This is a genomic window from Streptomyces sediminimaris (assembly GCF_047049295.1).
Lineage (GTDB): Bacteria > Actinomycetota > Actinomycetes > Streptomycetales > Streptomycetaceae > Streptomyces > Streptomyces sediminimaris.
This window is the reverse complement of sequence record NZ_JBJWOT010000001.1, coordinates 5,764,997-5,784,553: the sequence shown is the minus strand read 5'-3', so window position 1 is coordinate 5,784,553 and position 19,557 is coordinate 5,764,997. Positions and strand designations below refer to the sequence as shown.

Sequence of the window (19,557 nt, the reverse complement as noted above, 5' to 3'; positions counted from 1 at the left end):
ATCTTGGACCGGGTCGCCCCGGGTCCCGGGACGGGTCACTCCTCGTCGAAGTCGTGGGCGGCCACCCGCAGCGGCCGCAGCATCGCGAAGATCTCCCCGCACTCCTCGGCGTCGTAGGCACCGAGGCCGAAGTCCATCGCCATCAGGTCGCGGGTGGCCGCCTCGACGACCTCGCGGCCCCGGTCGGTGATCGAGGCGAGGGTGCCCCGCCCGTCGTTGGGGTTGGGGCGCTTGGCCACGAGACCCGACCGCACCAGCCGGTCGACGGTGTTCGTCACGGAGGTGGGGTGCACCATGAGGCGCTCGCCGATCTTCGACATCGCGAGCTCGCCCTCCTTGGAGAAGGTGAGCAGCACCAGCGCCTCGTACCGCGCGAACGTGAGTCCGTACGGCTTCACCACCGCGTCGACCTCGGCGAGCAGGATCTGGTGCGCGCGCATGATCGAGGTGATGGCCGCCATGGACGGCACGTTTCCCCAGCGCTGCTTCCAGAGTTCGTCGGCGCGGGCGATCGGATCGAAGGGAAGGCTGAGCGGCTTCGGCACGGCACAGACCTTACCGGCCGGTCACATGCTGGTCAGCCCCGTCTCGCCTTTCGGTCGCCGGACCCGGGGGACGAGCGGCGCACCGCGGGCCGGGGCCGGGGCGGGCACTGCTCGTGCCGCCGTACCGACCGGGTGAGCCCGGTCCCTACCGGGCGAGGTGGCGCTCCACCGTCTCCACCTTGGAGGTGAGCCCGTCGGTCACGCCGGGGCGGATGTCGGCCTTGAGGACCAGGGAGACACGCGGTGCGCGCGCCTCGACGACGGCGACGGCCCGCTTCACGACGTCCATCACCTCGTCCCACTCGCCCTCGACCGAGGTGAACATCGCGTCGGTGCGGTGCGGCAGGCCGGACTCGCGCACGACGCGGACGGCCTCGGCGACGTACTCCCCCACGTCCTCGCCGACGCCCAGCGGCGTCACGGAGAAGGCGACGATCATGCGTTCACGACCCCTTCCTGGCGGGCGCGCGAGGCGATGACCTCGTCCTCGGCCGCCCGCTTGAGCTTGCGCTCGGCGAAGAAGCCGCCGGTCGGCAGGACGGAGAGGACGAAGTAGAAGGCCGCGGTCCGCGCCGGCCACTTGGTGCGGTTCCAGGCGTCGGCCCAGAAGACCACGTACAGGATGAAGAGCACGCCGTGGACCATGCCCATGACCGGCACCGCGTTGAAGTCCGTGGTCCGCTTCAGCACGGAGCAGACCAGCAGGAGCAGGAAGGAGACGGCCTCGGGGGCCGAGACGAGTCGCAGGCGGCGGAGGGCGGTGGCGGTCTTGAGGTCCACGGGTCACCTTCGGTGGGAGACGGGTCGCTGTTTGTGAACGGAGGCACAAGCGTTCACCCATTCTGGCAAACGCCGGGACGGACACCGGCCGAGGGGTCGCCCGGCCGGACGTGACATTCGTCCCCCGGTCGTCCCCTAGGGGTCCGGACAGGGCTTTCTCCACCCGACGGGCCCTGTTCGCTCCACCCGCGCGGCGGCTACCTTCACAGCGTGGCGATGTTCCGACTTCAGGGCAGCAAGGTGCTCGCCGTCGACATGACCGGAGATGCCGTCAAGGCGAAGAACGGCTCGATGGTCGCGTACGACGGACAGATGACCTTCAAGAAGATGAGCGGCGGCGGTGAGGGGCTGCGCGGGATGGTGACGCGGCGGCTCACCGGCGAGCAGATGACGGTGATGGAGGTGAAGGGGCACGGCACGTGCTGGTTCGCGGACCGCGCCTCCGAGATCAACCTCGTCGGTCTCCAGGGGGACAAGCTGTACGTGGAGTCCAGCAACCTGCTCGCGACCGACGCCGGTCTGCGGACCGGCACGACCTTCACCGGTCTGCGCGGCGCCTCGCAGGGCAACGGCCTGTTCACCACGACCGTCGAGGGCCACGGCCAGGCGGCGATCATGTCGGACGGCCCGGCCGTGGCGCTCCGGGTGAGCGCGCAGTACCCGCTGACCGTCGACCCCGGCGCCTACATCGCGCACCAGGGGAACCTGCGGCAGTCCTTCCAGTCCGGTGTGACCTTCCGCACCTTCCTCGGCGAGGGCGGCGGCGAGGCCTTCCAGATCAGGTTCGAGGGGGACGGGCTGGTGTACGTACAGCCGAGCGAGCGGAACACGATCGCGGGGGACGTCTGACATGCCCTTCCGCGAGATCAACTCCAAGATGGTCGAGGCGACCGTACTGCCCGGCCAGCGGCTGTTCAGTCAGCGCGGCGCGATGCTCGCCTACCAGGGCGAGGTGTCGTTCACCCCCAACATCCAGGGCGGCCAGGGCGGCATCATGTCGATGATCGGCCGCCGGGTGGCGAACGAGGCGACCCCGCTGATGAGCGTCGAGGGCAGCGGCACGGTGCTGTTCGGGCACGGCGGCCACCACGTCCAGGTCATCAACCTCACCGGGGACACGCTCTACGTGGAGGCGGACCGTCTGCTCGCCTTCGAGGGCACCCTCCAGCAGGGCACGATGTTCATGGGCTCGCAGGGCGGCGTCATGGGCATGGTGCGCGGCCAGGTCACCGGCCAGGGCCTGTTCACCACCACCCTGAGGGGACACGGCTCGGTGGCCGTGATGGCCCACGGCGGCGTCTTCGAGATCCCGATCACCCCCCAGCACCCGGTCCACGTCGACCCGCAGGCGTACGTCGCCCACCACGGCGAGGTACGCAACAAGCTGTCGACCGCCCTGGGCTGGCGGGACATGGTGGGGCGCGGCTCCGGCGAGGCCTTCCAGCTGGAGCTCAGCGGCAACGGCACGGTGTACGTCCAGGCCTCGGAGGAGAAGCTGTGAGCATGTACGGGGCTCCGGGCGGCGGCCCGACGGTCTACGACCCCATGACCCTGCCGGTCGACGACAACGTCAACAAGTACACCTTCTGCGTGGAGCTCAAGGGGAGCCAGTGGTTCCTGCAGAAGGGGAAGATGATCGCCTACTACGGCTCGATGGAGTTCAACGGCATCGGGCACGGCCGGCTCGACCGAATCGTCCGTACGTCCTTTCATTCGCCACTGCACGCCGCCGAGTGGGTCGTGGCGGAGGGCTCGGGCAAGATGCTCCTCGCCGACCGGGCCTTCGATGTGAATTCGTACGACCTCGAAGACGGCAACCTGACCATTCGCTCGGGCAACTTGCTCGCTTTTCAGCCAAGTCTTGCTCTCAAGCAATCGATCGTGCCGGGTTTTCTGACCCTCATCGGAACCGGAAAGTTCGTGGCCGCGTCAAACGGTCCGGTGGTGTTCATGGAACCCCCGATCCGGGTGGATCCGCAGGCGCTCGTCGGCTGGGCCGACTGCCCCTCGCCGTGCCACCACTACGACCACAGCTACATGACAGGCGTAATGGGCGGTCTACGTGCGATGACGGGCCTCGGCGGCGCCTCCGGGGAGGAGCACCAGTTCGAGTTCGTGGGAGCCGGTACGGTCCTGCTCCAGTCCTCGGAGACCCTCATGGCCGAGCAGGCCACGGGGGTGGTTCCGTCCGAGCCGGGGGTACCCGGCGCCGGCGGGGCACACACAGGCCCTTCACAACAGGCCGGCGCACCGCGCCTTCCCGGACAGCTGGGGGACCTCCAGCGTCGCTTCGGGCTGTGAGCGGTAGTCTGCGGAGTGTGACGTCGAACGTATGCGCGCCGTCACGCCACCCCTCACTAGTTCGCCTTTCAACATTTTAGGTAGACTTCATTCATGGAGACCGAGACGGCCACGCCCTGGCTGACCGATGCGGAGCAGTGTGCCTGGCGCACCCACCTGGAGGTCAACAGGCTGTTGACCTACCAGCTCGAGCGGGACCTGCAGCCGTTCGGCCTGACAATGAACGACTACGAGATCCTGGTGAACCTCTCCGAGTCGGAGGACGTCCGGATGCGGATGAGCGACCTCGCGTCCGCCACCCTCCAGTCCAAGAGCCGCCTCTCCCACCAGATCACGCGGATGGAGAACGCGAACCTGGTCCGGCGCGAGAACTGCGAGTCCGACCGGCGCGGCCTCTACGCGGTGCTGACCGAACACGGCATGGAGACGATGCAGAAGGTCGCGCCGCACCACGTGGCGTCCGTGCGGAGGCACTTCATCGACCTGCTGTCCCCCGAGGCCCTGGCGGAACTCGACAAGGCCCTGAAGCCCATCGCGGAACACCTGCGCGGGCAGCGGGGACGCCCCTGACCCCGTCGACCGGCCACACCCTCGCTGGGACCGACAGCAGGCGGAGTCCGCACAGGACGCCGCCTGCCGGCGTTTCGGGGCGGCAAGGGCCCGAGGGCGCCCGCCCCCTCCGTCACGCCGCCGGCACCGCCTCCTGGCCCACCCGGTCCGTGCGAGCGGCGCCCCATGCCGTCACCAGGGCGGTCAGCAGGGCCGCCGCGGCCGCCGCCGTGAAGCAGAGGGCTGTGGGCAGACCGCCCAGGAGGAGGCCCGCTCCGGCGGCACCCGCCGTACCGCCCGCGTTCACACCGGTGTTGACCCAGGCGCCCGCCCGCACCCGTGCCTCGGGGACCACCGCTTCGTCGGCGGCCAGATAGGCGGTGGCCAGGGCCGGGGCGACGAAGAAACCGGCGCCCGCGAGGGCCGGGGCGAGGGTGGCGAGGCCGGGGGCGAGGGCCGCGCCGGCCAGCGCCGGGGCCAGGCCGGCCACCAGGAGCGGCAGACGCGCGCGTGCCGGGCCGCGCCAGGCCACGGCTCCGTTGAACAGCCCGCCGACGGCGCTGCCGGCCGACAGGGCGGCCAGCGTCCAGGCCACGGCGTCGTCGCCGTAGTGCCGTTGCTCGGCGAAGGCCACGACCACCAGGTCGACCACCCCGAGCGCGAGCCCGACTCCGGCCGCGGCGAGGGCGGGCCTGACGACGCCGCGCAGCGCGCCCCGCGGGGCGGCGGCCCGGCGCGCCCGCCCCCGCCCGTCGCCGTGCCCCATCGCCCGCACGGCCGGCGACCGCACGAAGCCGGCGGTCCCGGCCGCCATCAGGCACCCACCGAGGACGATCCCGGCCGCCGGCGGGGCGAGGCCCACCAGCCCGCCGACGAGCAACGGCCCCGAGACGAACAGCAGTTCCTCGGCGACCCCGTCCAGGCCGTACGCGCGCAGCAGCAGCTCCCGGTCCCGGGTGAGCCGCGCCCACACGGCCCGCATGGTCGGGCCCAGCGGCGGGGTGCAGGCGCCGGCCGCGGCGGTCACCGCGGCCAGGACGGGCGGCGCGGCGGCCCCCGGCCCGGACACGAGCGCCGTCAGCAGGCCCAGCAGGGCCGTGTACGCCGCTGTCATCGGGACGAGTGCGCGGCGCGGCCCGTGACGGTCGATCAGGGCCGCCCGCGCGGGCGAGAGGAAGACGCTCGTGCCGCCGAACAGCGCCATGGCGGTACCGGCCGCGGCGTAGGAGCCGGTGGCACGGGTGACGGCGAGCATCACGGACAGGGGGACGATTCCGTACGACATCCTGCCGAGCAGGGCGGCCGCGAAAGTACGGCGGGCGTACGGGAGTTGGAGGACGACGGCATACGTCGGCCGGGTGACTGGCTTGCTGGACACGGGAGTTCCTCGGCTCGAGGCGGAAAAGGGGACGCCTGATCGCCGCGCCGGCCGTGTCGGCGGCCGCGCGGGCCCGGGCGTGCCCTATGCCAGGAGGAGGTACATGCCGGTCAACGTATCAGCGGAGGCTGGGAGCCTTCCACGCCGGGGACCGGCGCCCCGCCGAACAGCGGCGTCAGCTGCTTTCCGTGAGGCCCGCCACCAGTTCGTCGGCGGCCCGGTAGGGGTCCAGCCGCCCGTCCACGATCCGCTCCGCCAGCGCGCTCAGCCGGCGGTCGCCGTGCAGGTCGCCGATGCGTTCGCGCAGGGCCGTGACCGCGATCGTCTCGACCTCGCGGGCCGCGCGGGCCAGCCGGCGCTCGGCGAGGACGCCCCGCTCCTCCATCCAGGCGCGGTGCTTCTCCAGCGCCTCGACGACCTCGTCGACGCCCTCGGCGCGTGCCGCGACCGTCTTGACGATCGGCGGGCGCCAGTCGCCGGGGCCGCGGGCCTCGCCCAGCCCCAGCATGTGGTTCAGTTCGCGCGCGGTGGCGTCGGCGCCGTCGCGGTCGGCCTTGTTGACGACGTAGACGTCGCCGATCTCCAGGATTCCGGCCTTCGCCGCCTGGATGCCGTCGCCCATGCCCGGGGCCAGGAGGACGACGCTCGTGTCGGCCTGGGAGGCGATCTCCACCTCCGACTGGCCCACGCCGACCGTCTCGACCAGGACCACGTCGCAGCCCGCCGCGTCCAGCACGCGGATCGCCTGCGGGGCGGCCCAGGCGAGGCCGCCCAGGTGGCCCCGGGTCGCCATCGAGCGGATGTAGACACCGGGGTCGGAGGCGTGCTCCGACATCCGGACGCGGTCGCCGAGCAGGGCGCCCCCGGAGAAGGGCGAGGACGGGTCGACGGCCAGGACGCCGACCCGCCTGCCCTGCTTGCGGTACGCCGTCACCAGTGCCGAGGTCGACGTCGACTTGCCGACGCCCGGGGAACCGGTCAGGCCCACCACGTACGCGTTCCCGGTCAGCGGCGCCAGTGCCTCCATGACCTCCCTGAGCTGCGGGGACGCCCCCTCGACCAGCGAGATCAGCCGGGCCACGGCCCGTGGCCGGCCTTCCCTGGCCTGGGTCACCAGGGTGGAGACGTCCTGCATCACAGCTCCGTTCACAGGTTCACGTACAGCAGGTACAGCAGGTACAGCAGGTACAGCAGGTACAGCAGGTACTGAGGGCTCAGGCCTTGGGTACCCGCACGATCAGCGCGTCACCCTGACCGCCGCCGCCGCACAGCGCGGCCGCGCCGACGCCGCCGCCCCGCCGCTTGAGCTCCAGCGCCAAGTGCAGCACGAGGCGGGCGCCGGACATGCCGATGGGGTGGCCCAGGGCGATCGCGCCGCCGTTGACATTCACCATTTCCGTGGACACCCCGAGGTCCTTCATTGACTGCACCGCGACGGCGGCGAAGGCCTCGTTGATCTCGATGAGGTCGAGGTCGGAGACCTCCAGGCCCTCCTTCTTCAGGGCGTGCCGGATCGCGTTGGACGGCTGCGACTGCAGCGAGTTGTCCGGGCCCGCCACATTGCCGTGGGCGCCGATCTCGGCGATCCACTCCAGGCCCAGCTCCTGGGCCTTGGCCTTGCTCATCACGACCACGGCCGCCGCACCGTCCGAGATCTGCGAGGCGGAGCCGGCGGTGATGGTGCCGTCCCTGGTGAACGCCGGGCGCAGCTTGCCCAGGGACTCCGCGGTGGTGTCGCCGCGGATGCCCTCGTCCTTGCTGAAGACGACCGGCTCGCCCTTGCGCTGCGGGATCTCGACGGGGGTGATCTCGGCCTCGAAGACGCCGTTCTTCTGGGCGGCGGCCGCGCGCTGGTGGGACAGGGCGGCGATCTCGTCCTGCTCGGGGCGCCGGATGCCCAGGCGCGTGTTGTGCTTCTCCGTCGACTCGCCCATGGGGATGTTCTCCCACGGGTCGGTCAGGCCGTCGTAGGCCATGGCGTCGAGCATCTCGATCGCCCCGTACTTGAAGCCCTCGCGGGACTTCGGCAGCAGGTGGGGGGCGTTGGTCATGGACTCCTGGCCGCCGGCGACGATCACGTCGAACTCGCCGGCGCGGATCAGCTGGTCGGCCAGCGCGATCGCGTCGAGGCCGGAGAGGCAGACCTTGTTGACGGTCAGCGCCGGGACGTTCATCGGGATGCCGGCCTTGACGGCGGCCTGGCGCGCCGGGATCTGGCCCGCGCCGGCCTGCAGCACCTGGCCCATGATCACGTACTGGACCTGGTCGCCGCCGATCCCCGCACGGTCGAGGGCGGCCTTGATCGCGAAGCCGCCGAGATCGGCTCCGGAGAAGGACTTGAGCGAGCCGAGCAACCGTCCCATGGGCGTACGCGCGCCCGCGACGATCACGGAGGTGTTCGTTCCAGATGACATGAGCTGCGATCCCCTTACCGGCTGCACAGCCGAGGAGTGAACGAGGGTTTACTTCGAATGTACTGAGTGGCACTCCGTGCCGTCACCCGGCCGTCGATGTGATCGCTGGCACGTTGCGCAACTCTCCTGGGAGCGCTGCACTGACAGACATGCTGACGCGAATCGACCACATCGGGATCGCCTGCTTCGACCTGGACCGGACCGTCGAGTTCTACCGGGCCACCTACGGCTTCGAGGTGTTCCACTCCGAGGTCAACGAGGAACAGGGCGTGCGCGAGGCCATGCTCAAGATCAACGAGACGTCCGACGGCGGCGCCTCCTACCTGCAGCTCCTCGAGCCGACGCGGCCGGACTCCACGGTCGCGAAGTGGCTCGACAGGAACGGCGAGGGTGTCCACCACATCGCCTTCGGCACGGCGGACGTGGACGGCGAGGCCGCCGGCATCAAGGAGAAGGGCGTCCGGGTGCTCTACGAAGAGCCGCGACGCGGCTCCATGGGGTCACGGATCACCTTCCTGCACCCGAAGGATTGCCATGGCGTACTGACAGAACTGGTCACTTCGGCGCCTGTTGAGTCACCTGAGCACTGACCGTCGTACATATGGGCCGGTAGGGTTGGGGGCGGTCGCCTCTCCAACCGGGGCGGCCGGGTCCTGCCGTCCGAGGGAGGACCACGCCGGGGTCCGGGTTTCGGGGGGCGAGCGTCGGGGCAGCAGCCCATGCTCCGCCGTTGATCTGACACCATTCCCCCGGGGGCCCCGTTCGGCGGATGGACGGAGCTCGTTTGGCCAGACTTGCGACCAGGGGACGGATGGGACCGCGCAGTGCGGGGCTACGAACGCCAGGAGCGAGAGCCGGCGGCTGACGTCGACCACCTCTCTCGGTTCGAGGCCGAGATGGAGCGGCTGAAGACCGAGCGGGAAAAGGCGATCCAGCACGCCGACGACCTCGGCTACCAGGTCGAGGTGCTGCGCGCCAAGCTGCACGAGGCGCGCCGCACCCTCATGTCCCGGCCCTCCTTCGACGGCGGTGACATCGGCTACCAGGCCGAGCAGCTGCTGCGCAACGCGCAGGTGCAGGCCGACCAGCTGCGCCAGGACGCCGAGCGCGAGCTGAGCCAGGTGCGGGCGCAGACCCAGCGCATCCTCCAGGAGCACGCGGAGCAGGCCGCCCGGCTCCAGGCCGAGCTGCACCAGGAGGCGGTCACCCGCCGCCAGCAGCTCGACCAGGAGCTCGCCGAGCGCCGCCGGACCGTCGAGTCGCACGTCAACGAGAACGTGGCGTGGGCCGAGCAGCTGCGCGCCCGCAGCGAGTCGCAGGCCCGCCGGCTCCTGGAGGAGTCCCGGGCCGAGGCCGAGCAGGCCATGGCCGCCGCGCGGGCGGAGGCCGAGCGGCTGACCACCGAGGCCCGCGAGCGGCTGCAGAGCGACGCCGAGGCGGCCCGCACGGAGGCCGAGCAGATCCTGCGCCGGGCCCGCACGGACGCCGAGCGGCTGCTGAACGCCGCCTCCACCCAGGCGCAGGAGGCCACCGACCACGCCGAGCAGCTGCGCACCTCCACCGTCTCGGAGTCGGACAGCGCGCGCCGCCAGGCGCAGGAGCTCAGCCGGGCCGCCGAGCAGCGGATGGCCGAGGCCGAGGAGGCGCTGCGCAAGGCCCAGGCCGAGGCCGACAAGCTGATCACCGAGGCGACCGCGTCGGCCGAGAAGACCCTCTCCAGCGCCGAGTCGGCGAACGAGCAGCGCACACGCACGGCGCGGGAGCAGGTCGCCCGGTTGGTCGAGGAGGCCACGAAGGACGCCGAGGCCACCAGGTCGGAGGCCGAGCAGGTCGTCGCCGACGCGCGCGCCGAGGCCGAGCGGATCGTCGCCGAGGCCGCCGAGAAGGCCCGCACGATCACCGCCGAGGAGAGCGCGACCCAGCTGTCGAAGGCGGCCAAGACCGCCGAGGACGTCCTCAACCGGGCGCAGGAGGACGCGCGCAGGACCACCAAGGCCGCCGCCGAGGAGGCCGAGCGGATCCGCTCCGAGGCGGAGGCCGAGGCGGACCGGCTGCGCGCCGAGGCGCACGACATCTCCGAGCAGCTCAAGGGCGCGGCGAAGGACGACACCAAGGAGTACCGCGCCAAGACGGTCGAGCTGCAGGAGGAGGCCCGCCGGCTGCGCGGCGAGGCCGAGCAGCTGCGCGCCGACGCGGTCGCCGAGGGCGAGAAGATCCGCGCGGAGGCCCGCAAGGAGGCCGTCCAGCAGATCGAGGAGGCGGCCAAGACCGCCGAGGAGCTGCTGTCGAAGTCCCGGCAGGACGCCGACGAGCTGCGCCAGAAGGCCACCGCGGACAGCGAGAAGGTCCGCACCGAGGCCATCGAGCGGGCGACCACGCTGCGCCGGCAGGCCGAGGAGACCCTGCAGCGCACCCGCCAGGAGGCCGAGCGGCACCGCGAGGAGGTCGTCGAGCAGGCCGAGGGCATCAAGGCGGACGCCGAGCGCGCCGCGAGCGAACTGCACGAGGAGACCGAGCGGGCCATAGAGGCCCGCCGGGCGGAGGCCGCGGAGGAACTGACGCGGCTGCACACGGAGGCAGAGGAGCGGCTCGCCGCGGCCGAGCAGGCGCTGGCCGAGGCCCGCGAGGAGGCGGCACGCATCCGCCGCGAGGCCGTCGAGGAGACCGAGCGGCTGCGCGCCGAGGCGGCCGAGCGGATCCGCACGCTCCAGCAGCAGGCCGAGACGGAGGCCGAGCGGCTGCGCGACGAGGCCGCGTCGGACGCCTCGGCGTCCCGCGCCGAGGGCGAGGCCGTCGCCGTACGGCTGCGCTCGGAGGCCGCCGCCGAGGCCGAGCGGCTCAAGGCGGAGGCGCAGGACAGCGCCGACCGGGTCCGGGCCGAGGCCCAGGCCGCCGCCGAGCGGCTGGGGACGGAGGCGTCGGAGACGCTGGCCGCCGCGCAGGAGGAGGCCGTACGGCGCCGCCGGGAGGCCGAGGAGCTGCTGGGCGCCGCGCGCACCGAGGCCGACCAGGAGCGCGAGCGGGCCCGTGAGCAGAGCGAGGAGCTGCTGGCCTCGGCGCGCAACCGCGTGGAGGAGGCGCAGACCGAGGCGGTGCGCCTGGTCGAGGAGGCCGACCGGCGCGCGAACGAGATGGTCTCGGCGGCCGAGCTGCACGCCCAGCAGGTACGGGACTCCGTGTCCGGGCTGCACGAACAGGCCCAGGAGGAGATCACCGGGCTGCGCAGCGCGGCCGAGCACGCGGCGGAGCGCACCCGGCGCGAGGCCCAGGAGGAGGCCGACCGGGTCCGTGCCGACGCCTACGCCGAGCGGGACCGGGCCGGCGAGGACGCGAACCGGGTCCGGCGGGAGGCGGCCGAGGAGTCGGAGGCCGCCAAGTCACTCGCCGAGCGCACCGTCTCGGAGGCGATCGCGGAGGCGGAGCGCCTGCGGTCGGAGGCGACCGAATACGCCCAGCAGGCGCGTACGGAGGCCTCGGACGCCATCGCCGAGGCCGACCAGGCCGCCGCGCGCACCCGGGCGGACGCCCGCGACGACGCCAACCGCATCCGGTCGGACGCCGCCACCCAGGCGGACACGCTCATCACCGAGGCGCGCGGCGAGGCCGAGCGGCTCACCACGGAGACGATCACCGAGGCGGACCGGCTGCGCGCCGAGGCGGTCGCCAAGGCCGAGAAGCTCATCGCGGACGCCACCGGGGACGCGGAGCGGCTGCGCGCCGAGGCCGCCGAGACGGTCGGCTCGGCCCAGCAGCACGCCGAGCGGATCCGCGGCGAGTCCCAGCGCGTGAAGGCCGAGGCGGAGGCGGAGGCCGAACGGCTCGTCAGCACCGCCCGCGAGGAGGCCGACCGCACCCTCGACGAGGCCCGCAAGGACGCGGGCAAGCGGCGCCAGGACGTGGCCGCGCAGGTCGACAAGCTCATCACGGAGACCACGGCCGAGGCCGACAAGCTGCTCACCGAGGCGCAGCAGCAGGCCCACCAGACCACCGCCGACGCCGAGGCGCAGGCCGACAGCATGGTGGGCGCGGCCCGCGCGGAGGCCGACCGTGTGGTCTCGGAGGCGACGGTCGAGGGCAACGCGCGCGTGGAGAAGGCCCGTACGGACGCGGACGAGCTGCTCGTCGGCGCCCGGCGGGACGCCACGTCCATCCGCGAGCGGGCCGAGGAGCTGCGCGACCGCATCACGGGCGAGATCGAGGCGCTGCACGAGCGGGCCCGCCGGGAGTCGGCCGAGACGATGAAGTCGGCGGGCGACCGCTGCGACGCGCTCATCAAGGCGGCCGAGGAGCAGCTGGCCAAGGCTCAGGCGAAGGCCAAGGAGCTGGTCTCGGAGGCCAATTCGGAGGCCGGCAAGGTCCGTATCGCCGCCGTGAAGAAGGCCGAGGGGCTCCTGAAGGAGGCCGAGCAGAAGAAGTCGGCCCTGATCAAGGAGGCCGAGGAGCTCAAGGCCGAGGCGATCCGCGAGGCCAAGCGCACGGTCGAGGAAGGAAAGCGCGAGCTGGAGATCCTGGTGCGCCGGCGCGAGGACATCAACGCCGAGATCTCCCGGGTCCAGGACGTGCTGGAGGCGCTGGAGTCCTTCGAGGCCCCGGTGGCGGGCAAGGACGGCGGCGTCAAGGCCGGGGCCACGGTCGGCGCCCCCCGTTCGGGTAAGCCGTCGGACGGCTGATCGACGGGCCCATATCCGGTCCACTCTGGGGCCTTTGACCACTTTTTTGGCAAGAGGTCGGCCCGACAGCCACTCAAAAGGGGTGTCATTCTCCAGATCAAACACGTATCCGCTCGATGACACACCGCTTCGGCCCCTAGGATTCCCCCTATCACCTCACCGGTCTCAGTTGACAGGAACCCCATGAGCGACACTTCCCCCTACGGCTTCGAGCTTGTGCGGCGTGGGTACGACCGCGCTCAGGTGGACGAACGAATCTCCAAGCTCGTCTCCGACCGTGACAGCGCTCTCGCCCGCATCACCGCTCTGGAAAAGCGCATCGAGGAGCTCCACCTCGAGACGCAGAACGCCCAGGCACAGGTGACCGACGCCGAGCCGTCGTACGCCGGTCTCGGTGCGCGTGTCGAGAAGATCCTCCGCCTCGCCGAGGAGGAGGCCAAGGATCTGCGCGAGGAGGCCAGGCGCGCCGCCGAACAGCACCGCGAACTCGCCGAGTCGGCGGCCCAGCAGGTCCGCAACGACGCGGAGTCGTTCGCGGCGGAGCGCAAGGCCAAGGCCGAGGACGAGGGCGTCCGGATCGTCGAGAAGGCCAAGAGCGACGCCTCGCAGCTGCGTTCCGAGGCCCAGAAGGACGCCCAGTCCAAGCGGGAGGAGGCGGACGCCCTCTTCGAGGAGACCCGCGCCAAGGCGGCCCAGGCCGCCGCCGACTTCGAGACGAACCTCGCCAAGCGCCGCGAGCAGTCCGAGCGCGACCTGGCGTCCCGTCAGGCCAAGGCCGAGAAGCGCCTCGCCGAGATCGAGCACCGCGCCGAGCAGCTCCGTCTGGAGGCGGAGAAGCTGCGCACGGACGCCGAGCGCCGCGCCCGCCAGACGGTGGAGACGGCCCAGCGCCAGGCCGAGGACATCGTGGCCGACGCCAACGCCAAGGCCGACCGGATCCGCTCGGAATCCGAGCGCGAGCTGGCCGCCCTCACCAACCGCCGCGACAGCATCAACGCCCAGCTGACGAACGTCCGCGAAATGCTCGCGACGCTCACCGGCGCCGCGGTGGCCGCCGCCGGCTCTCCCGCCGAGGACGAGCCCATCTCCCGTGGGGTCCCCGCTCAGCAGTCCCGCTAGCCGGTCGCTCAACCGGAGCCGGCCGCAAGCACGTTCGAAGGCCCGTACCGTCTCCCCCGGAGGTGCGGGCCTTCGGTCTGCCCGGGGCGGGCACGTTCCCGCGGCGGCACCCGCACGTCGCCGGCGCCGCGGGCACTCCGTCCGCCGATCCGGTTGGCAACAGCCCGGACGGCGCCTTAGCGTGGCCGCATGATCGAGCTCGAGGGCCTGACCAAGCGCTACGGCGAGAAGCTGGCGGTCAACAACCTCACCTTCACCGTCAGACCCGGCATGGTGACCGGGTTCCTCGGGCCGAACGGCGCCGGCAAGTCCACGACGATGCGCATGATGCTCGGCCTGGACCGGCCCACCGCCGGGGACGTGCGGATCGACGGCGAGCACTACGACCGTCTCAAGGACCCGCTGAAGTACATCGGAGCCCTGCTGGACGCCCAGGCCGTGCACGGCGGCCGCAGCGCCTACAACCACCTGCTGTGCCTCGCGCAGAGCAACGGCATCCCCAGGCGCCGGGTGGCCGAGGTGCTGGAGACGGTGGGCCTCACGGCGGTCGCGCGCAAGAAGGCCAAGGGGTTCTCGCTCGGCATGGGCCAGCGGCTCGGCATCGCCGGCGCCCTGCTCGGCGACCCGCGGATCCTGATGTTCGACGAACCGGTCAACGGCCTCGACCCCGAGGGCATCCACTGGATCCGCAACCTGATGAAGGCGCTCGCGGCCGAGGGCCGCACGGTCTTCGTCTCCTCCCACCTGATGAGCGAGATGGCGCTGACCGCCGAGCACCTCGTCGTCATCGGGCAGGGCCGGCTGCTCGCCGACACCTCCATGGCCGACTTCATCGCGCGCAACTCGCGGTCGTACGTCCGCGTCCGCTCCCCGCAGCGCGAACGGCTGCTCGACGTGCTGCACGAGGCCGGGATCGTCGTCGTCGAGTCCGGCGCCGGGGCGCTGGAGGCGGACGGCGCCAAGGCGGAGCAGATCGGCGAGCTGGCCGCGCGGCACCAGATCGTGCTGCACGAGCTGAGCCCGCAGACCGCCTCCCTGGAGGAGGCGTTCATGCAGCTGACCGCGGAGTCCGTGGAGTACCACGCGCACGCCGGGCCGGGGCCGCAGGCGCCGCCCGAAAGCCAGTGGGGCGAGAGCTGGGAGAGGAGCCGGTCGTGACGACGGTCCAGGTCGTACGGTCCGAGTGGACCAAGATCCGGTCGGTGGCGTCCACCGTGTGGACGCTCTCGCTCGCCGTGGTCGTCACCGTGGCGCTCGGCATGCTGATCTCGGCGCTGACGAACCACCAGTTCGCGAACATGAGCCGGAAGGACCGGCTCTCCTTCGACCCGACCTTCATCAGCTTCGCCGGGATGAGCCTCGGCCAGCTCGCGATGATCGTGTTCGGGGTGCTGGTGGTCTCCAACGAGTACAGCACCGGCATGATCCGCACCTCGCTGGCCGCGGTGCCGCAGCGCGGCGCCTTCCTGTTCAGCAAGATCGCCGTGGCGACCGGCCTCGCCCTGGTCGTGGCCCTGGTCACCAGCTTCGTCGCCTTCTTCCTCGGCCAGGCGATGCTCGGCTCCCACCGCGCCTCGATCGGTGACCCGCACGTGCTGCGCGCCGTGATCGGCGGCGGTGTCTACATGACGCTCATCGCGGTGTTCTCGATGGGTGTCGCCGCGATGCTGCGCTCGCCGATGCTGTCCCTGGGCATCCTGATGCCGTTCTTCTTCCTGATCTCCAACATCCTGGGCAACGTCTCCGCGACGAAGAAGGTCGGCCGGTACCTGCCCGACCAGGCCGGCAGCAAGATCATGCAGGTGGTCACGCCGATCGGCGACGACACTCCGTACGGGCCCTGGGGCGGCCTCGGCATCATGGCCCTGTGGGTGATCGCGGCCCTGGCCGGCGGGTACCTGGTGCTGAAGCGACGGGACGCGTGAGCGGGGCCGGTCTTTTACCTCGTCTTGAGCGGAACCGTCAGCGCCTCGATATCCTCCTAACCCTTACGGGGGCGTGTGCCCTGCTGTCCTGATCCTTTCGATGGGTGCGGAGCATGATCGAGGCTGTCGGCCTGACCAAGCGCTACGGCGACAAGACCGCCGTCTACAACCTTTCCTTCCAGGTGCGGCCGGGGGCCGTCACCGGCTTCCTGGGGCCCAACGGCTCCGGCAAGTCGACGACGATGCGCATGATCCTCGGCCTGGACAACCCCACCGCGGGGCAGGTGACGATCGGCGGCCACCCCTATCCCAGGCTGCCGAACGCCCCCCGCCATGTGGGTGCCCTGCTCGACGCCAAGGCCGTGCACGGCGGCCGCTCGGCCCGCAACCACCTCCTCAGCCTCGCCCAGCTCTCCGGCATCCCGGCCCGCCGGGTCGACGAGGTGCTGGGCGTGGTCGGGCTCCAGGAGGTGGCCAGGAAGCGCTCCAAGGGGTTCTCGCTCGGCATGGGCCAGCGCCTCGGCATCGCCGCCGCGCTCCTCGGCGACCCGCAGGTGCTCCTCTTCGACGAGCCGGTCAACGGCCTCGACCCCGAGGGCATCCTCTGGGTGCGCAACCTGATGAAGGCGCTCGCGGCCGAGGGCCGCACGGTCTTCGTCTCCTCCCACCTGATGAGCGAGATGGCGCTGACCGCCGACCACCTCATCGTCATCGGGCGCGGGCAGCTGCTCGCCGACATGAGCGTCAAGGACTTCATTTCGGCCAACTCCGCCGACTTCGCGCGCGTGCGCACGCCCGACACCGAGCCGCAGCTGCGCGAGAAGCTGACGTCCGCGCTGACCGAGGCGGGCGGGCACGTGCTGCCCGAGCAGGACGGCGCCCTGCGGATCACGGGACTGCCGCTGCCCCGCATCAGCGACATCGCGCACGACGCCGACGTACGCCTGTGGGAGCTGTCGCCGCACCAGGCCTCGCTGGAGGAGGCGTACATGCGGATGACCCAGGGGGCTGTCGACTACCGCTCGACGATCGACCAGAAGGAGGGGCTGATGCAGCCCCTGCCGCCCGGCGCGCAGCCGCCGATGCCGGTGCCCGGGCAGGGCCAGCCCGACTGGTACGCCCCGCCGCCGCCCCAGCAGGGCGGGCAGCCGTTCGCGATGCCGCAGGGCGGGCCGGGGCCGTACGGCGGCGCCGGGCAGCCCCAGGCGGGCCCCTACGGCGCTCCGGCCGCGCCCGGCGCGGACGGGTCCAACCCGTACGCCGGGCCGCCCGCCGCGGCGCCGCAGCCGCCCGCACAGCCCGCGCCCGCGCAGCCCGCGCCTGCCGCACCCGCCGCACCCGCCGCACCCGCCGCACCCGCCGACCTGACCAAGCCCGAGGACGCCCGATGAGCACGCCCCAGCCCCCGATGCCGCAGGCCGCCGCTCCCGACCGGCCGACGGCGGTGCCCGGCTCGCCGTACCCGACCTACACCTCGCCGATCCCCGTCACGCGCACGCACCTCGGGCACGCGATCGCCTCGGAGTGGACGAAGATCAGGTCGGTGCGTTCCACGATGTGGACGCTCGGCGTCTTCGTGCTGCTCGTGGTCGGCATCGGCCTGCTGACCGCCTGGCTGGTCGCCGCCAACGAGTCCGACAGCGGTCTGTCGGGCGAGAATCCGCTGTCCTTCGGCGTCTTCGGGCTGCTGCTCGGCAGCATGTGCGTCATCACGCTCGGGGTGCTGACCACCGCCTCCGAGTACGGCACCGGCATGATCCGGACCACGATGACCGCCTGCCCCTCCCGTCCGCGGGTCCTGGCGGCGAAGGCGATCGTGTTCTTCTCGGTGGCCTTCACCGTCACCCTCGCCGCGGTGCTGGTGGTCGCGCTCGCCGACGTGGCCGTGCTGGACGGCGCCAGGCGGCCGAGCGGTTCGGAATGGCTGAAGGGCACCCTCGGCATCTCGCTCTACATCGCGCTGCTCGGGCTGCTCTCGCTCGTCGTCGGATCGATCATCCGGCACTCGGCGGGCGCCATCACCATCATGATCGGCCTCGTGCTGGCTCCGCTGGTGATCGCCCTGTTCATGGTCTCGTCGGCCCTGGAGGACGTGCGCCAGGCCCTGTTCGACTACTCGATCCCGAACCAGCTCGGCGTCTTCTACACCAACTCCCTGAGCAACTCCGGCCCGAGCGGCTGGGACCCGCTGTGGATCGCCCTGGGCGTGACGGCCGCCGCGTTCGCCGGCGCTCTCGCCCTGCTGCAGAAGCGGGACGTGTAGCCGGGGTTCAGAACCTCGGCGCCCCGCGGGACCGCTGCACCCTCGTGGTGCGGCGGTCCTTCGCGTTCCAGCAGGCCTTGTGCCAGTGCCGGCGGTCGTCGACGCCCGCGTGCTCCGGCCAGGCCACGACGTGCGGGACGCCGGAGGAGATCAACTGGTCGCAGCCCGGGCAGCGGTAGGTCTTGCCCTCGGCGCTCGCGCCCGCGACGTGCCGCACGCTCCACTCCTCGCCCCGCCAGCTCTCGGTGGACTGCCAGCCGCCGTAGCGGCCGGACCGGTCGTCCTCGGGGCTCCGGCCGGACGAATCCGAGGAGCCGGCCCCCTTGGGCCGGTTGCGACGCGGGGACACAGGACACCTCACGGGGCTATACAGGAAGCGGGTCGTGTCCAGCCTACGGGGCACGGACAGGGGTACGCGTGAAGGACCGTCCGACCCCGGGCCGCCCGCCCCGGGCACCCATTCTGCAGAAAATCCGGAAATCTCTCCGCCAGGCCGTGTCCTCGGCACGTGTCAGACGGTTATGCGGTGTGGGGGAGCTCCGCGTCGGAGCCAAGGAAGCAGGAAAAGCAATGCGCGTTGGAACGTTCGTGTTGGCGGCCCAGTTCCCGGGGCAGGGCCAGGGGGAGGCACTGCACCGCGCGGTCCGCTCGGCCGAGGTCGCCGAGGAGGCGGGCCTGGACTCGGTCTGGCTGGCGGAGCACCACTTCGTACCGTACGGCACCTGTCCGGCGGCGATCACACTGGCCGCGCTGCTCCTCGGCCGCACGCGGCGGGTCCAGGTGGGCACGGCGGTCACCGTGCTGCCCACCGCCCACCCGGTGTCGGTCGGCGAGCAGGCCGCGCTGCTGCACATCACCTCCGGCGGCCGGTTCTCGCTGGGCGTGGGGCGCGGCGGACCCTGGGTCGACCTGGAGGTCTTCGGCACGGGTCTCGACGCGTACGAGCAGGGCTTCCCGGAATCACTCGACCTGCTGCTGCGCTGGCTGCGCGAGCCCTCGGTCGCGGGCTCCGGCGGCCGCTTCGCCTTCCGCGAAGTCCCCGTCGTACCACGGCCGTCGGAGTCCCTGTCGGACGCCGAGGGGCCCGAGGTGGTCGTCGCGTGCACCTCGCCGTCGAGCGTGCGGCTGGCCGCCGAGCGCGGACTGCCGATGCTGCTGGGGATGCATGTGGGGGACGAGGAGAAGGCCGAGATGGTGGCCCTGTGGGGGCGGCTCGCACGCGCCGCCGGGCATCCGGCGCACCTCGTGCGCCGGGCGGCCCATGTCTCCGCCGGCGTCTGCCAGATCGCGGACCGGCGCACGGACGCCGTGGAGGCGCTGACGAAGGCGATGCCGGGCTGGCTCAAACACGGACTGGAAGCCCATGTCACGGTGGACGGCAGGGCGCGGCAGATGCGCGATCCGCTGGCGTACACCGAACTGCTCTGCGGGCTGCATCCGGTGGGAACCCCGCGGCTGTGCGCGGACCGGCTCGCGGCGACCAGCGAGCGGACCGGCATCTCCCGTTTCGCCCTGCTGGTGGAGGGCTCGGGAGATCTGGCGGCCACCGAGGAGAACGTACGGCGGCTGGGCGCCGAGGTGCTCCCGCACCTCGGTTGAACGGACCTGCCGAG

19 protein-coding genes are annotated in these 19,557 nt (G+C 72.0%); 12 read left to right on the top strand and 7 right to left on the bottom strand.

Annotated features, from left to right (window positions below; genetic code table 11):
- Nucleotides 1-35 precede the first annotated feature (35 nt).
- From ACJ9NR_RS26995 to ACJ9NR_RS26985, 3 genes are all read right to left on the bottom strand, one after another.
- Entirely contained in the window at nt 36-545 is a 510-nt protein-coding gene (locus ACJ9NR_RS26995; RefSeq protein ID WP_412492371.1) for a MarR family winged helix-turn-helix transcriptional regulator, read from the bottom strand.
- 145 nt (nt 546-690) lie between these two features.
- The gene (locus ACJ9NR_RS26990; RefSeq protein ID WP_412492372.1) at nt 691-984 is read right to left on the bottom strand and encodes an MTH1187 family thiamine-binding protein; all 294 of its coding nucleotides are present in this window, start codon (nt 982-984) and stop codon (nt 691-693) included.
- Nucleotides 981-1,325, bottom strand: coding sequence for a DUF3817 domain-containing protein (locus ACJ9NR_RS26985; protein WP_412492373.1), 345 nt, complete (start codon nt 1,323-1,325; stop codon nt 981-983). The genes ACJ9NR_RS26990 and ACJ9NR_RS26985 overlap by 4 nt, the downstream gene beginning before the upstream one ends.
- A gap of 216 nt (nt 1,326-1,541) precedes the next feature.
- On the opposite strand from ACJ9NR_RS26985, the gene ACJ9NR_RS26980 reads away from it, so the two are divergent.
- The 4 genes from ACJ9NR_RS26980 (at nt 1,542) to ACJ9NR_RS26965 (ending at nt 4,196) form a co-directional block, all read left to right on the top strand.
- Nucleotides 1,542-2,174 carry an AIM24 family protein gene (locus tag ACJ9NR_RS26980; protein ID WP_412492406.1) on the top strand — a complete coding sequence of 211 codons (633 nt, stop codon included), beginning with the start codon at nt 1,542-1,544 and terminating at the stop codon, nt 2,172-2,174.
- A 1-nt stretch (nt 2,175) separates the two neighbouring features.
- Nucleotides 2,176-2,826: an AIM24 family protein gene (locus ACJ9NR_RS26975; protein WP_412492374.1), complete on the top strand. Its 651-nt coding sequence runs from the start codon at nt 2,176-2,178 to the stop codon at nt 2,824-2,826.
- Between the two features lie 2 nt (nt 2,827-2,828).
- Nucleotides 2,829-3,626, top strand: coding sequence for an AIM24 family protein (locus tag ACJ9NR_RS26970; RefSeq protein ID WP_412492407.1), 798 nt, complete (start codon nt 2,829-2,831; stop codon nt 3,624-3,626).
- A gap of 93 nt (nt 3,627-3,719) precedes the next feature.
- The gene (locus ACJ9NR_RS26965; protein ID WP_399135190.1) at nt 3,720-4,196 is read left to right on the top strand and encodes a MarR family winged helix-turn-helix transcriptional regulator; all 477 of its coding nucleotides are present in this window, start codon (nt 3,720-3,722) and stop codon (nt 4,194-4,196) included.
- A 112-nt stretch (nt 4,197-4,308) separates the two neighbouring features.
- Here ACJ9NR_RS26965 and ACJ9NR_RS26960 read toward each other — a convergent pair whose 3' ends face one another.
- The 3 genes from ACJ9NR_RS26960 to ACJ9NR_RS26950 all read right to left on the bottom strand — a co-directional run bounded on the left by ACJ9NR_RS26960 (nt 4,309) and on the right by ACJ9NR_RS26950 (nt 7,967).
- Nucleotides 4,309-5,553, bottom strand: coding sequence for an MFS transporter (locus tag ACJ9NR_RS26960; RefSeq protein ID WP_412492375.1), 1,245 nt, complete (start codon nt 5,551-5,553; stop codon nt 4,309-4,311).
- A gap of 175 nt (nt 5,554-5,728) precedes the next feature.
- Nucleotides 5,729-6,688: a methylmalonyl Co-A mutase-associated GTPase MeaB gene (gene meaB, locus ACJ9NR_RS26955; RefSeq protein ID WP_412492376.1), complete on the bottom strand. Its 960-nt coding sequence runs from the start codon at nt 6,686-6,688 to the stop codon at nt 5,729-5,731.
- Nucleotides 6,689-6,767: 79 nt separating this feature from the next.
- A complete protein-coding gene (locus ACJ9NR_RS26950; protein ID WP_412492377.1) occupies nt 6,768-7,967 on the bottom strand; it encodes an acetyl-CoA C-acetyltransferase in 1,200 nt (399 codons plus the stop codon).
- A gap of 149 nt (nt 7,968-8,116) precedes the next feature.
- Here ACJ9NR_RS26950 and mce point away from each other — a divergent pair, with 149 nt between their 5' ends.
- The 7 genes from mce to ACJ9NR_RS26915 all read left to right on the top strand — a co-directional run bounded on the left by mce (nt 8,117) and on the right by ACJ9NR_RS26915 (nt 17,944).
- Nucleotides 8,117-8,557 carry a methylmalonyl-CoA epimerase gene (gene mce, locus ACJ9NR_RS26945; protein WP_412492378.1) on the top strand — a complete coding sequence of 147 codons (441 nt, stop codon included), beginning with the start codon at nt 8,117-8,119 and terminating at the stop codon, nt 8,555-8,557.
- 234 nt (nt 8,558-8,791) lie between these two features.
- Nucleotides 8,792-12,637, top strand: a complete 3,846-nt coding sequence (gene scy / locus ACJ9NR_RS26940; RefSeq protein WP_412492379.1) for a polarized growth protein Scy — start codon at nt 8,792-8,794, stop codon at nt 12,635-12,637.
- Nucleotides 12,638-12,820: 183 nt separating this feature from the next.
- Complete coding sequence (locus ACJ9NR_RS26935; protein ID WP_412492380.1) at nt 12,821-13,756, top strand: coiled-coil domain-containing protein; 936 nt, start codon at nt 12,821-12,823, stop codon at nt 13,754-13,756.
- 189 nt (nt 13,757-13,945) lie between these two features.
- Nucleotides 13,946-14,914 carry an ABC transporter ATP-binding protein gene (locus ACJ9NR_RS26930; protein ID WP_412492381.1) on the top strand — a complete coding sequence of 323 codons (969 nt, stop codon included), beginning with the start codon at nt 13,946-13,948 and terminating at the stop codon, nt 14,912-14,914.
- Nucleotides 14,911-15,681 (top strand): ABC transporter permease, encoded by a 771-nt coding sequence (locus ACJ9NR_RS26925; protein ID WP_412492382.1) that lies wholly within the window; start codon nt 14,911-14,913, stop codon nt 15,679-15,681. Before ACJ9NR_RS26930 ends, ACJ9NR_RS26925 begins: the two co-directional genes overlap by 4 nt.
- Nucleotides 15,682-15,794: 113 nt before the next feature.
- Nucleotides 15,795-17,072: an ABC transporter ATP-binding protein gene (locus ACJ9NR_RS26920; RefSeq protein WP_412512739.1), complete on the top strand. Its 1,278-nt coding sequence runs from the start codon at nt 15,795-15,797 to the stop codon at nt 17,070-17,072.
- Nucleotides 17,069-17,944: an ABC transporter permease gene (locus ACJ9NR_RS26915; protein WP_412493502.1), complete on the top strand. Its 876-nt coding sequence runs from the start codon at nt 17,069-17,071 to the stop codon at nt 17,942-17,944. Before ACJ9NR_RS26920 ends, ACJ9NR_RS26915 begins: the two co-directional genes overlap by 4 nt.
- Before the next feature lie 7 nt (nt 17,945-17,951).
- On the opposite strand, the gene ACJ9NR_RS26910 is transcribed toward ACJ9NR_RS26915, so the two are convergent.
- Nucleotides 17,952-18,293 (bottom strand): Rv1322 family protein, encoded by a 342-nt coding sequence (locus ACJ9NR_RS26910; protein ID WP_412493501.1) that lies wholly within the window; start codon nt 18,291-18,293, stop codon nt 17,952-17,954.
- Between the two features lie 221 nt (nt 18,294-18,514).
- Here ACJ9NR_RS26910 and ACJ9NR_RS26905 point away from each other — a divergent pair, with 221 nt between their 5' ends.
- On the top strand, nt 18,515-19,543 hold the full coding sequence (locus tag ACJ9NR_RS26905) for an LLM class flavin-dependent oxidoreductase (protein ID WP_412493500.1): 1,029 nt from the start codon (nt 18,515-18,517) through the stop codon (nt 19,541-19,543).
- The last annotated feature ends 14 nt before the right edge of the window (nt 19,544-19,557 follow it).

Coding starts and splice junctions, on each gene's coding strand:
- mce (WP_412492378.1), top strand. CDS start 8,117: ATGCTGACGCGAATCGACCACATCGGGATCGCCTGCTTCGACCTGGAC.
- ACJ9NR_RS26965 (WP_399135190.1), top strand. CDS start 3,720: ATGGAGACCGAGACGGCCACGCCCTGGCTGACCGATGCGGAGCAGTGT.
- ACJ9NR_RS26905 (WP_412493500.1), top strand. CDS start 18,515: ATGCGCGTTGGAACGTTCGTGTTGGCGGCCCAGTTCCCGGGGCAGGGC.
- ACJ9NR_RS26915 (WP_412493502.1), top strand. CDS start 17,069: ATGAGCACGCCCCAGCCCCCGATGCCGCAGGCCGCCGCTCCCGACCGG.
- ACJ9NR_RS26990 (WP_412492372.1), bottom strand. CDS start 984: ATGATCGTCGCCTTCTCCGTGACGCCGCTGGGCGTCGGCGAGGACGTG.
- ACJ9NR_RS26980 (WP_412492406.1), top strand. CDS start 1,542: ATGTTCCGACTTCAGGGCAGCAAGGTGCTCGCCGTCGACATGACCGGA.
- ACJ9NR_RS26935 (WP_412492380.1), top strand. CDS start 12,821: ATGAGCGACACTTCCCCCTACGGCTTCGAGCTTGTGCGGCGTGGGTAC.
- ACJ9NR_RS26950 (WP_412492377.1), bottom strand. CDS start 7,967: ATGTCATCTGGAACGAACACCTCCGTGATCGTCGCGGGCGCGCGTACG.
- meaB (WP_412492376.1), bottom strand. CDS start 6,688: ATGCAGGACGTCTCCACCCTGGTGACCCAGGCCAGGGAAGGCCGGCCA.
- ACJ9NR_RS26970 (WP_412492407.1), top strand. CDS start 2,829: ATGTACGGGGCTCCGGGCGGCGGCCCGACGGTCTACGACCCCATGACC.
- ACJ9NR_RS26975 (WP_412492374.1), top strand. CDS start 2,176: ATGCCCTTCCGCGAGATCAACTCCAAGATGGTCGAGGCGACCGTACTG.
- ACJ9NR_RS26920 (WP_412512739.1), top strand. CDS start 15,795: ATGATCGAGGCTGTCGGCCTGACCAAGCGCTACGGCGACAAGACCGCC.
- ACJ9NR_RS26930 (WP_412492381.1), top strand. CDS start 13,946: ATGATCGAGCTCGAGGGCCTGACCAAGCGCTACGGCGAGAAGCTGGCG.